Source organism: Pseudomonas sp. FW306-02-D09B, assembly GCF_058782685.1.
The window spans coordinates 131,179-143,990 of sequence record NZ_JBYSXY010000002.1; the positions used below are offsets into that span (position 1 = coordinate 131,179).

The following is a 12,812-nucleotide window of genomic DNA, read 5'->3' on the forward strand; positions in this document are numbered from 1 at the left end:
CCAGCTTCGTCGCTACCGTCGACGATGATCGGTCGGGTCAGATTGCCCTCGGCGATTTCTTCAGCAGCGCTCAGTGCCTTGGCGATGGGCTGCGTGATGCTGTTGGTCAGCAGCCAGGCAAACAGCAGGGTCAAACCCGTGGCGATCACCAGCAGGGTCACTACCAGATTGAAGGCGGAGGAATATTGGTCGGCGGCTTTCTGGTTGAAGTCGGCGGCTTGATCGTTGTTGATCTCCACCAGGCGGTTCAGAGTGGTGTTAATCGCATCGGAGTTGGTCAGCAATTCGGTATTCAGAAGCGTGCGCAGTTCGTCGAGTTGGTTATTACGCGACAGCGTCTTCATCCGGTCTTCAATCTGGCGATACTGAGCCAGCAATTGCACGTACTGGTCGTAGGTCGTGCGTTCCAGAGGGCTGCTGATCAGTTTTTCATAGGCGGTTTGTGCCGAACGGATCTGCTGGCTGCGGGTGTCGAGCAACTCCAAGTTTTTTTGCTGGATATCCGGTTCGCGGTTGACCAGCAGGCGATAGGCCAGAGTGCGCTGGCGCAGGCCGATTTGAGTGAACTCGTCCAGGGCCTTGATGCTCGGCACGCTGTTCTGAACGATGTCTTCGCCGGCAGCGCGAATCTTGCTCATCTGGTTCAGGGCGAACACACCCAGAATCAACATCAGTGCGCCAATCAGGGTGAAGCCTGTGAACGCCCTGGGGGCGATATTCATATTGCGAAGGGACATGGTGTTCACCGTAAAGCGCGCATTGGCACGAGTCTGAGACGAGGTATGTATGACTTATCGGTCATACGACTAAAGTCTTGAGCCGCTGTGCGCTTTTGCCGCAGATCGGTCGTACTGACGAGCTGTCAGGAACCAGAGCGGACAAACGCAGTCTTTAAAACTCGCAAGCAAGGTTGCCGCCAGGCAAATCAAGGCTTTACGCCTGAATAACCCTGGCGCCAGTGGTGACTTTTCTTTATCGTACGCGCCCTTTGAAAATGCTCGGAAAATCAAAATGTTGGAAGCATCCCTAAGCCAATTGGAACAACTGGTCAGCGATCTGGTGCAGCAGAACCAGGAGCTGCTCGGCACGAACGCAACACTGAGCGCAGAACTGGCCCAGGCCAAGGATGAAAACGAAAGCCTGCAACTGAGCCTGATGGAACAGGAAGAGAAACAGGGCGCCACCGTCGCGCGCATTCAAGCGCTGGTTGAGCGCGTGAGCGCAGGTCCTGTGAACGCATGAGACACGGTGCCGACGGGATAAAAGTCGTCTCGATTCTCGGGGAAGACTATTCGATCAAGGCACCGGCCGGGGAAGAGCAGACCCTGCTGGACGCCGCATTAATGTTGAAAGCGGTGTTGGCCGAGACCAAAAAGAAATACCCGACTCTGATCGGGGACAAACTGCTGGTGCTGACGGCAATGAACCTGTGCTCGCAGCAGCTCGAAATGCAGAAACGTCATCAGCGGGAACTCGACCGTTACCAAGAGCAAGTCAGCGCCACGGTTGAAGTGATTTCGAAGACGATCAATCAGGCTTGATCAGCTTGCGCACAACCAAAGAGTAGATTGTCGATTGAGTTGTATACAATCGGCACAGCTGTTGCAGTAGTTTTGCCTCTTACTCTTTGGGGGTGCTTCATGCAGTTCTGGCGACGCAGTATTCAATGGCAGTTGATCCTGAGTATGGGCACCGCCCTGCTGGTCAGTATTCTGATCGTGGTCGGCATTTATACCCTGGTGGTCAACCGCCTTGCCCAGCGCTATCTGGTCGAGCAAGCGCTGCCGTCGAGCATCGAAGCGATGCGCAACGACATCGAGCGGATTCTGGTCCAGCCGCTCACCGCGGCCAAGGACATCGCCAGCAACAGCATGGTGCGCGAGTGGTTGGCCGAAGGAGAAAACGCCGACCGGGCCAGCGGCTTCGTCAGCTACCTGGAAGGTATCCGCGCCGAGCATAAAGCTTTTACCGCGCTGATCGCTGGCACTGCGTCGGGCCACTACTTCACCGAAAAAGGGCTTGATCGGACCCTCAGTCGATCCAATCCCGCAGACGCCTGGTTCTACGCCTTCCTCGACGGCAACCAGCCGCGCACCCTCAATATCGACAACGATACGGCGACCGGCGAATTGGCCTTGTTCATTGACCTCAAGGTCTCGCAGGGCGGCAAAGTCGTGGGTGTTGCCGGGCTGGGCCTGAGCATGAAGGAACTCTCGGAGCTGATTCACAACTTCAGCTTCGGCGAGCGCGGGAAGGTCTATCTGGTGCGTTCCGACGGGTTGATCCAGGTCCATCCCGAGGCCGGGCTCAGCAACAAGCGCCAGCTAGCCGAACAGATCGGCGACTCGGCTGCGCAAGCGGTGATGGGCCATCAAGGCCCGACCAGCAGCGGCTTTGTGCGTGATGGCGAAGACTACCTGGCCCTGAGCCTGCCATTACGCGATCTGGGCTGGACGCTGGTGGCCGAAGTGCCGCAATCGCAAATTTACGCCGAGGCCCGACAGGCGATGTGGTTGACCAGCGCCATCGGTCTGGGCGTTGCGCTGGTGTGCCTGTTATTGGTGGTGTTGCTGGCTCGTGGCCTGGTGCGGCCGATCCGGCAGGTAACAGCGGCACTGGTAGCGATTGGTAGCGGTGGTGGCGATTTGACCCACAGGTTAGATTCCAGTCGTGCCGATGAGCTGGGTGATCTGGCTCGCGGCTTCAACCGGTTCCTTGAAAATCAACGCAACATGATCGGCGAAGTGCTGGCCACCAGCGAGCGTTTGCGCACCGCTGTCGGGCAGGTTGCGCGAGTGGTGGAGAACACTGCCGAGCGTTCCGGTCGGCAGCAGGAAATGACCGACATGGTCGCCACTGCCGTGCACGAGATGGGCCTCACCGTGCAGGAAATTGCACAGAACGCCGGCAACGCGGCGGTCGCCTCACAAACCGCCCGCGATGAAGCGTTGCAGGCGCGTGAAGTGGTCGGCGGTTCCATTCGGCATATCGAAAGCATGTCCGATGAAATCGGTATTGCGGCCAGTGCTGTCGGCGAGCTGGCGACGCAGGTTGCGTCCATTGATCAGGTGCTGGCGGTGATTCGCGGGATCTCCGAGCAGACCAACTTGCTGGCGTTGAACGCAGCCATTGAAGCCGCGCGGGCCGGAGACATGGGCCGCGGCTTTGCAGTGGTGGCGGATGAAGTGCGGACACTGGCACGCCGTACGCAATCGTCCACCGATGAAATCCAGCAGATGATCGGCAGCCTCAAGCAGGGTGCGGAGAATGCCGTGTCGTCGATGCACTCAGGGCAAGCGGCAACCGGTACCGGCGTCGAGTCAAGCCAGCGCACCGGGGCGTCGTTGACCGCGATTACCGGACAGGTCGAGCGCATCAGCGACATGAACCATCAAGTGGCGACGGCCACCGAAGAACAGTCGGTGGTGACTGAAGAGATCAACCGCAACGTGCAGGGGATTTCCGATCTGGCGCGGGCTACGGCGGGTGAGGTGAGGGCGTGTCGGGAGGATTGCCAGACGTTGCAGCGGTTGGCGGATGATTTGGCGCGGCAGATGGGTGGGTTTCGCTTGAGTTGAACCTGATCGTTTCGGTCTTGCAGACGCGCCGATAAGAGCGCGTCTGCAAGACCGCAACTACACCTTTATCAACAAGATCTCCCGCCCATAAAAATCGACCCCGCCCATTGTCAGCAAGTAAAAAACCCACTTTACCTTAACTCGCCATTCTGCTGCTTGTTCATCAATGTAGATATCGTCTGCAGCCAGCGTTCTGAACATGTCGTCTTGCGTGATCGATACATTGTTACTATAACGTTTGGTCGGAGTTATAATTTCATTGATGTAAGTGTTGTTACCTGTCTTTATGTGTCTCTTTTCAGTGATTCGTACGTTACCTTGATCCTTCACGGTATCGTTGACCCTGGCCGACAAGAAAAATTGATTGTCAGTGAGCTTTACATAAGGGTCTATTTTTATTTCTGGCGTTTCCTTGCGTAATGGGGTGCCATAAACCGTTGCATTCCATTGATTGGGCCCGATGTACGTAAACTCTTTGTAAGTGACACGATGGGTGCCTAGATAGTGGTCGTCCGCCGAAGTGACTTCGAACATCGCCGTCGCTGATGTTTTTACACTGGATTCAGCATTGTCGGGAGTTGATGTAATGCTTATCTGCGTTTCTTCATCAGAAAGCCGGTTATGGTTTTTGGTGATCACTGTGGAAAGAGTTGAGTTTTCATTCGTCCAGACAGTTCCGTTTCGCAACGGCGTATTTGAGATCGATGCGAGGATGCAGTAATCCTTTGTTATAAGCCCTGAAAGCTTTATGGATCGCTCTTCGAAAGTTTGGCTGTTCATGGTAATTCGCTCGTTTAGAGGTAAGAGGTGGACCTTGAGTCCATACTTGCCGGGCAAACTGGATGTCCCGCGAAAATACCTTATCCTGCATCCTTAACGTGCACACCTGTCATATATGACAGGTGTGCGCGTACTGACATACGATGTTGGCTACCCGCTCAGTTACTGTCAGGGATCAGAACCACTCTTCCTGCATGTTCAGGCAAACATCATCCCGCGCCTCAAGAATCGCCAGTTCATGATGGCAAGCCGGCACTTCCCACGTCAGGAAATACCGCGCCGCTTGCAGCTTGCCTTTATAGAAGCCGACATCCGCCGCATTGCCCTTGGCCAACCCTTCTTCTGCGCGGATCGCCTGTTCCAGCCAGCGCCAGCCGATCACCGTGTGGCCAAAAACTTTCAGATACAGCGCCGAGTTCGCCAGACTGCTGTTGACCTTGCCTTGGCCCAGATCTGTCAGCAGGCCGATGGTCACGGTTTGCAGGCGTGCCACCAGTTTTTCCAGCGGCTCACGCAGTGGCGTTAATGATTCGTACGCATGGGCGCGTTTGGCGGTATTGGCGATCAGTCGAATCAACTGCTTGAGCCCGGCACCACCATTTTGCGCCAGTTTGCGACCCAGCAGGTCCAGCGATTGAATGCCGTGAGTGCCTTCGTGGATCGGGTTCAGGCGGTTGTCGCGGTAGTACTGTTCTACCGGGTATTCGCGGGTGTAGCCGTGGCCACCAAGGATCTGGATCGCCAGTTCGTTGGCCTTCAAGCAGAACTCCGATGGCCAGGATTTGACGATCGGCGTCAGCAGGTCGAGCAATTCATGGGCCTGTTTACGCTCGGCTTCGGTCGCCAGCGTGGTGGTGTCGTCGAACAGTCGCGCGGCATACAAACCGAGGTCGAAGGCGCCTTCGACGTAAGCCTTTTGGGTCAGCAGCATGCGTTTGACGTCGGCGTGCTGAATGATCGAGACCGGCGCAGTGTTCGGGTCCTTGCTGTCCGGCAGGCGACCTTGCGGGCGTTCGCGGGCGTATTCCAGCGAGTACAGGTAACCGGCGTAACCGAGCATCACCGCGCCCATGCCGACGCCAATTCGCGCTTCGTTCATCATCTGGAACATGCAGCTCAGACCTTGGTGCGGCTTGCCCACCAGGTAGCCGACACACTCGCCGTTATCGCCGAAATTCAGCGCGGTGGAGGTGGTGCCGCGCCAGCCCATCTTGTGAAACAGCCCGGCCAGCAGCACGTCGTTGCGCTTGCCCAGGCTGCCGTCATCGTTGACCAGGAATTTAGGCACGATAAACAGCGAAATGCCTTTCACCCCGGCCGGTGCATCCGGCAGTTTGGCCAGCACCATGTGCACGATGTTTTCCGACAGCGGGTGGTCGCCGCCGGAGATGAATATCTTGTTGCCCTTGAGTCGGTATGTGCCATCGGCGGCCGGTTCGGCGCGAGTGCGGATGTCCGACAGCGAGGAACCGGCGTGAGGTTCGGTCAGGGCCATGGTGCCGAAGAAGCGGCCGTCGATCATCGGTTGCAGGAAGCGCCGTTTCTGCTCATCGGTGCCGAAGCTTTCAATCAGGTTGGCCGCGCCCATGGTCAGGAACGGGTAGGAGGTCGTCGCGGCGTTGGCGGACTGGAAGTGCGCGAAGCAAGCTTGCGACAGCAGCGTCGGCAACTGCATGCCGCCGGCCTCGAAACTGCGTGCGGCGTTGAGAAAGCCGGCTTCGAGGAATGCATCCACCGCAGGTTTCACTTCCGGAATCAGGATCGCCTTGCCGTCTTCGTAGCGCGGTTCGTGCTCGTCACCCTTGCGGTTGTGCGGGGCAAAGAACTTCTCGGCAAGGCTGCGCGCCGTACCAATGGCGGCGTCGAACGTCTCGCGATTGTGCTCGGCGAAACGCTCGCGCAGGGTCAGGCCCTCGGCATCAAGGACTTCATACAGCTCGAAAGCCAGATTGCGGGAACTGAGCAACGTCTCGGACATGGCGGCCTACCTATATTGGAATGGACCGAGTCTAGGTGCGGGGAGGGTGGGCTGAACAGGATGATTGATGCGGGTGATGGAGGGGCAGAGCGGCGGCTTAGCGGACACCGTCAATCAAATGTGGGAAGGGCCGGGCGACGTTCGCTTGCTCGCGAAGACGGACTGGCAGCCAACATCTATGTTGAATGTGCCGACCTCTTCGCGAGCAAGCCCGCTCCCACAGGTTTTGCGTTCCAGGCGCCTATTGCGGGCACCCGGTCGTATTGCGGTTTAACCGATAGTCATCAAGCTGGCATTACCACCCGCTGCAGCGGTGTTGACGCTCAGCGCACGCTCGATCACCAGGCGTTCCAGCGCAATGTTGGTTTCGCCCTGCGACAGACCCTGAACCCCAATGATCGCGCCGGCACGCTTGGCCACTTGCTGGCAGACCGCACGCAACTGGTCGGAGTGGCCGTGATGCAGGACTGCATCGAAGACCACTTCGTCCTTGTTCCAGTCGGCGACCAGCTTGATGCGCGCTTGCACGTCTTTCGGCAGACGAGCCAACAACGCTTTGCTCAGTTCACCTTCCGGCCACACCGCCGAGCCACCCACGGCCAGTACTGCAGCCAGTTGACTCAACAGATCGCTTTCGACTTCTGCCAGGCACAGCACGTGTTCACGCGGCAGGATGGCGTAGCTGTTGCGCTCGCCTGTCGGGCCGTTCAGCGTGCGGGTAATGCCGCTTTGCGATTGTGTGGCGAACTGCGTGCACAACGCGCTCAGTTCGGTCAGCTTGTGGCTGTCGGCCCAGGTTTTCAGGGCGGTCAGCGGTTTGCTCATGGCGTCACGCAGACGAACGTCCGGCGTTGCGATAGCATCGTTGCGAGCGAAAGATTGTTCGATTGCGTCGGTAGGACGCGTCGACAGCAAGCGGTACAGGTACAACGGACCACCGGCTTTCGGACCAGTACCCGACAGGCCTTCACCACCGAACGGCTGCACGCCGACCACAGCACCAACAATGTTGCGGTTGACGTAGACGTTACCGGCGTTGACGTTGTCGATCACCTTGGCGATGGTCTCGTCGATACGCGTGTGCACGCCCAGCGTCAGACCGTAGCCGGAAGCGTTGATCTGCCCGATCAGTTGATCGATGTCTTTGCGCTTGTAGCGCACCACGTGCAGCACCGGGCCGAAGATCTCCCGCTGCAACTCGTCGAAGCTTTCCAGCTCGATCAGGGTTGGCATGACGAACGTGCCGCGCTTGCATTCTTCCATGTCGGCGATGGCGACCTGGTAGACGTTGCGACCTTTGTCACGCATGGCCTGGATGTGTTTCTCGATGCCGGCCTTGGCTTCGGCATCGATCACCGGGCCGATGTCCACGGACAGGCGCTCAGGGTTGCCGAGGCGACATTCAGCCATGGCGCCCTTGAGCATTTCGATCACGCGGTCGGCGGAATCTTCCTGCAAGCACAGTACGCGCAGGGCCGAGCAGCGTTGGCCGGCACTGTCGAAAGCCGAAGACACCACGTCAATGACCACTTGTTCGGTCAGTGCCGAGGAGTCGACGATCATCGCGTTCTGGCCGCCGGTTTCGGCGATCAGCGGAATCGGACGGCCCTGGGCATCCAGACGACCGGCGACGTTGCGTTGCAGCAAGCGCGCAACTTCGGTAGAACCCGTGAACATCACGCCTTTGACCCGGTCGTCGCCGACCAGACGGGCACCGACGGTTTCGCCACGGCCCGGCAGCAGTTGCAGCACGCCCTCCGGAATCCCGGCTTCGAGCAGTATGCGTACGGCTTGAGCGGCCACCAGCGGCGTTTGTTCCGCAGGCTTGGCCAGGACCGGGTTGCCGGCGGCCAGTGCGGCGGCGACTTGACCGCTGAAAATGGCCAGCGGGAAGTTCCACGGGCTGATGCACACCACCGGACCCAATGGGCGGTGGGCGTCGTTGGTGAAATCGTTGCGTGCCTGCACCGCGTAGTAACGCAGGAAGTCCACGGCTTCACGCACTTCGGCAATGGCGTTGGCGAAGGTCTTGCCGGCTTCACGAGCCAATAGGCCCATCAGCGGTTGAATCTCGCTTTCCATCAAATCGGCGGCACGTTCGAGAATTGCGGCGCGCTCGGCGGGCGGGGTGGCCTGCCAGATCGGAGCAGCGTTCAGTGCGCACTGGATGGCATTGTCGACGTCGGTGACGGTGGCTTCTTGCACATGACCGACCACGTCGCGCAGGTCCGATGGGTTCAACACCGGTACCGGTGTTTCGGCGCTGGCGGCGCAGCCCAGCATCGGCGCGGCTTTCCAGTTGTTGTGCGCGGTGGCCAACAGGGCGCAGGACAGCGATGCCAGGCGATGTTCGTTGGCCAGGTCGATGCCGCTGGAGTTGGCGCGCTCGCTGCCATAGAGGTCACGCGGCAGCGGGATACGCGGGTGCGGCAGACCGAAGCCGCCTTCCAGCGTTGCCATCTGCTCAATGCTGCTCACCGGATCGGCTACCAGCTCCTGAATCGAGATTGACTGGTCGGCGATACGGTTGACGAACGAAGTGTTTGCGCCGTTTTCCAGCAGGCGACGTACCAGGTACGCCAGCAGTGTTTCGTGAGTGCCGACCGGTGCATACACGCGGCACGGACGGTTCAGCTTGCCTTCGGAAACCTTGCCTACAACCTGTTCGTACAGCGGTTCGCCCATGCCGTGCAGGCACTGGAACTCGTACTGGCCGGGGTAATAGTTCTGACCGGCAATGTGATAAATCGCCGACAAGGTGTGGGCGTTATGCGTGGCGAACTGCGGGTAGATGACTTCCGGCACCGAGAGCAGTTTGCGTGCGCAGGCAATGTAGGAAACGTCGGTGTACACCTTGCGGGTGTAGACCGGATAGCCTTCCAGGCCTTCGACTTGGGCGCGTTTGATTTCGCTGTCCCAGTAGGCGCCTTTCACCAGACGGATCATCAGGCGATGACGGCTGCGGCGAGCCAGGTCGATCACGTAGTCGATCACATACGGGCAACGCTTCTGATAGGCCTGGATCACGAAACCAATGCCGTTCCAGCCGGTCAGTTGCGGCTCGAAGCACAGGCGCTCGAGCAGATCCAGCGACAGCTCGAGGCGGTCGGCTTCTTCGGCGTCGATGTTCAGGCCGATGTCGTATTGCTTGGCCAGCAGGGTCAGCGACAGCAGGCGCGGGTACAACTCGTCCATCACGCGCTCGTACTGGGCACGGCTGTAACGCGGGTGCAGGGCCGAGAGCTTGATCGAGATGCCCGGGCCTTCATAAATGCCACGACCGTGGGAAGCCTTGCCGATCGAGTGGATGGCTTGCTCGTAGGACGCGAGGTATTTCTGCGCGTCATGTTCGGTCAGTGCGGCTTCACCGAGCATGTCGTAGGAATAGCGGAAGCCTTTGGCTTCGAACTTGCTGGCGTTGGCCAAGGCTTCGGCGATGGTTTCGCCGGTGACGAACTGCTCGCCCATCAGGCGCATGGCCATGTCGACGCCCTTGCGAATCATCGGCTCGCCGCTTTTACCGATGATCCGGCTCAGGGACGAAGTCAGGCCTGCTTCGTTGTGGGTGGCGACCAGTTTGCCGGTCAGCAACAGGCCCCAGGTGGCAGCGTTGACGAACAGCGACGGGCTATTGCCCAGGTGCGGCTGCCAGTTACCGGTGCTGATCTTGTCGCGGATCAGCGCATCGCGAGTGCCTTTGTCCGGGATACGCAGCAGCGCTTCGGCCAGGCACATCAGCGCCACGCCTTCCTGGGATGACAGGGAAAATTCCTGCAACAGGCCCTGAACAATACCTGCACGGCCGCCGGCGCTCTTCTGATTGCGCAGTTTTTCCGCAATCGAGGCGGCGAGCTTGTTGGTGGCGTCGCACATTGGGGCTGGCAGGCGCGCCTGCTCGATCAGCATCGGCACCACTTCCGGCTCCGGACGACGGTAGGCGGCAGTGATCGAGGCACGCAGCACCGATTGCGGAAGGATGCTTTCAGCGAATTCGAGGAAGCACTGATGGGCGTGATCGACGTGGACCTCGGCGCCTTCATCAGCTTCGGAGCGGGTCAAGCCGCTCAGCTCGGTCAGGGTTGCACCACCCTCGAGTTTTTCCAGGTAATTGAAAATCGCCTGTTTGATCAGCCAATGCGGCGTGCGATCAATCGAGGTCGCGGCAGCTTTGAGGCGCTCGCGGGTCGGGTCATCGAGTTTGACCCCAAGGGTGGTGGTAGCCATATTTTTATCCTCATGTTTGCCACGACTGCGTGGCATCAGCTGGCGGCAAGATTAGCCGTGCGCCGAAAGAGGTGCAACCGGGTGCAACCCTTTTTTTGTCGGAATAATCGGCAGCTTGTCAGGAAATAAATTCTGGTTCGTGGCCTCCGCTCTTGCTTGGTGTTTTTTGCAGCAGTTAGCGAAGGTTCTTGCTCCGAAAAGGAGCAAAAACCGCTGTTTAAAAGAAATTTTGTATTAGGTGCAACTTATTCCCAAAAACTGGTTGCACCTCATTTGCTTTGTTGAATAGCATTCGCGCACCAAGGTGCAACCGCTGTTGATGCGGTTCATCGGCTGATGGCTTTCCTGGGGAAACATCAGTCATAAATGCGCGGATGCCCTGATCGTCTCTCAAACTTCATTGTTTGGCGGCGGTTCAGCAGACCGCCGCTACATAAAAACAAAGCCAGGGCGTAACTCAATGAGTGCAAGCAATCCAACCTTGATCACGTTCGTGATCTACATCGCGGCAATGGTGCTGATCGGCTTCATGGCCTATCGCTCCACCAACAACCTTTCTGACTACATTCTGGGTGGCCGTAGCCTGGGCAGCGTCGTGACTGCGCTTTCCGCAGGTGCCTCCGACATGAGTGGCTGGTTGTTGATGGGCCTGCCGGGCGCCATCTACATGTCGGGTCTGTCGGAAAGCTGGATCGCCATCGGCCTGATCGTCGGTGCGTACCTGAACTGGCTGTTCGTGGCCGGCCGGCTGCGCGTGCAGACTGAACACAACGGCGATGCGCTGACGCTGCCGGATTACTTCTCCAGCCGTTTTGAAGACAAGAGCGGCTTGCTGCGGATCATCTCTGCTGTGGTGATCCTGGTGTTCTTCACCATTTATTGCGCCTCCGGCATCGTGGCCGGTGCCCGTCTGTTTGAAAGCACTTTCGGCATGTCCTACGAGACTGCATTGTGGGCCGGCGCTGCGGCGACGATTGCCTACACCTTTGTCGGTGGTTTCCTGGCGGTGAGCTGGACTGACACCGTTCAAGCCACGCTGATGATCTTCGCTTTGTTGCTGACACCGATCATCGTGCTGCTGGCTACCGGCGGTATCGACACCACCTTCCTGGCCATCGAAGCGCAAGATCCAGGCAACTTCGACATGCTGAAAAACACCAGCTTCATCGGCATCATTTCGCTGATGGGCTGGGGGCTGGGCTACTTCGGTCAGCCGCACATCCTGGCGCGCTTCATGGCGGCGGATTCGGTCAAGTCGATTGCCAACGCCCGTCGCATCTCCATGACCTGGATGATCCTGTGCCTGGGCGGCACCGTGGCGGTTGGCTTCTTTGGTATCGCTTACTTCTCGGCGAACCCGGCCGTGGCAATGCCGGTAAGTGAAAACCACGAGCGCGTGTTCATCGAACTGGCCAAGATCCTGTTCAACCCATGGATCGCCGGCGTGCTGCTGTCGGCCATTCTGGCTGCCGTGATGAGCACCCTGAGCTGCCAGTTGCTGGTGTGCTCGAGTGCCCTGACCGAAGACTTCTACAAATCCTTCCTGCGTAAAAACGCTTCCCAGGTTGAACTGGTCTGGGTTGGTCGCGCGATGGTTCTGGCCGTTGCACTGATCGCCATCGCATTGGCTGCCAACCCGGAAAACCGTGTGCTGGGTCTGGTCAGCTACGCTTGGGCCGGCTTCGGTGCGGCGTTCGGTCCGGTGGTATTGATCTCGGTACTGTGGAAAGGCATGACCCGTAACGGCGCACTCGCCGGTATCGTGGTGGGTGCGCTCACCGTGATCGTCTGGAAGCACTTCAACCTGCTGGGTCTGTACGAAATCATCCCGGGCTTCATCTTCGCCAGCCTCGCTATTTTGCTGGTCAGCAAAATGGGTGAGCCGTCGGCCGGTATGCTGCAGCGTTTCGCCGCGGCGGAAAAAGATTTCCACCTGAACAAGTGATTGGATGAGCTAACCCTTCGCTGAAAAAAAAACGGCCCGCAGCCTTATGGATGCGGGCCGTTTTTTTCCTCCGCCGGTTTAAGCCATCGCACGATCCCTGTAGCAGCTGGCGCAGCCTGCGTTCGGCGGCGAAGCCGTCGTAAATGGCATACCGCGCTTTCTCTGGATGACCACGTCATCAGGATTACGACTGCTGCGCAGCCGAACGCAGGCTGCGCCAGCTGCTACAGGGATCGTGTTGTGGCTCAAGAAGGCGTCGATACAGCCTGTTCGACAGAAATGTCTGTAGTGGTTCATCCCGATATCT

The 12,812-nt window shown here is 58.6% G+C and carries 7 protein-coding genes and 2 pseudogenes; 5 read left to right on the plus strand and 4 right to left on the minus strand.

Translation table 11 applies throughout. The features are described 5' to 3' along the window. Nucleotides 1-14: 14 nt before the first annotated feature. Nucleotides 15-737, minus strand: a pseudogene (locus AC3WK5_RS04910) (MCP four helix bundle domain-containing protein); the annotation flags it as partial. 274 nt (nucleotides 738-1,011) lie between these two features. On the opposite strand from AC3WK5_RS04910, the gene AC3WK5_RS04915 reads away from it, so the two are divergent. The 4 genes and pseudogenes from AC3WK5_RS04915 to AC3WK5_RS04930 all read left to right on the plus strand — a co-directional run bounded on the left by AC3WK5_RS04915 (nucleotide 1,012) and on the right by AC3WK5_RS04930 (nucleotide 3,578). After that, nucleotides 1,012-1,242: a hypothetical protein gene (locus AC3WK5_RS04915; RefSeq protein WP_019691434.1), complete on the plus strand. Its 231-nt coding sequence runs from the start codon at nucleotides 1,012-1,014 to the stop codon at nucleotides 1,240-1,242. Beyond that, a complete protein-coding gene (locus AC3WK5_RS04920; RefSeq protein WP_054595286.1) occupies nucleotides 1,239-1,541 on the plus strand; it encodes a cell division protein ZapA in 303 nt (100 codons plus the stop codon). The genes AC3WK5_RS04915 and AC3WK5_RS04920 overlap by 4 nt, the downstream gene beginning before the upstream one ends. Before the next feature lie 144 nt (nucleotides 1,542-1,685). Next, a pseudogene (locus AC3WK5_RS04925) lies at nucleotides 1,686-2,711 on the plus strand (HAMP domain-containing protein); the annotation flags it as partial. 135 nt (nucleotides 2,712-2,846) lie between these two features. After that, entirely contained in the window at nucleotides 2,847-3,578 is a 732-nt protein-coding gene (locus AC3WK5_RS04930; protein ID WP_371920869.1) for a methyl-accepting chemotaxis protein, read from the plus strand. Nucleotides 3,579-3,635: 57 nt separating this feature from the next. Here AC3WK5_RS04930 and AC3WK5_RS04935 read toward each other — a convergent pair whose 3' ends face one another. The 3 genes from AC3WK5_RS04935 to putA form a co-directional block, all read right to left on the minus strand. Beyond that, nucleotides 3,636-4,358, minus strand: a complete 723-nt coding sequence (locus AC3WK5_RS04935) for a hypothetical protein (RefSeq protein ID WP_103320393.1) — start codon at nucleotides 4,356-4,358, stop codon at nucleotides 3,636-3,638. A 175-nt stretch (nucleotides 4,359-4,533) separates the two neighbouring features. Continuing rightward, a complete protein-coding gene (locus tag AC3WK5_RS04940) occupies nucleotides 4,534-6,336 on the minus strand; it encodes an acyl-CoA dehydrogenase (RefSeq protein WP_103320391.1) in 1,803 nt (600 codons plus the stop codon). Nucleotides 6,337-6,606: 270 nt separating this feature from the next. Next, the gene (gene putA / locus AC3WK5_RS04945) at nucleotides 6,607-10,560 is read right to left on the minus strand and encodes a trifunctional transcriptional regulator/proline dehydrogenase/L-glutamate gamma-semialdehyde dehydrogenase (RefSeq protein ID WP_103320386.1); all 3,954 of its coding nucleotides are present in this window, start codon (nucleotides 10,558-10,560) and stop codon (nucleotides 6,607-6,609) included. A gap of 460 nt (nucleotides 10,561-11,020) precedes the next feature. Between putA and putP the strand changes: the two genes are divergently transcribed. Beyond that, nucleotides 11,021-12,505: a sodium/proline symporter PutP gene (gene putP / locus AC3WK5_RS04950; RefSeq protein WP_103320384.1), complete on the plus strand. Its 1,485-nt coding sequence runs from the start codon at nucleotides 11,021-11,023 to the stop codon at nucleotides 12,503-12,505. The last annotated feature ends 307 nt before the right edge of the window (nucleotides 12,506-12,812 follow it).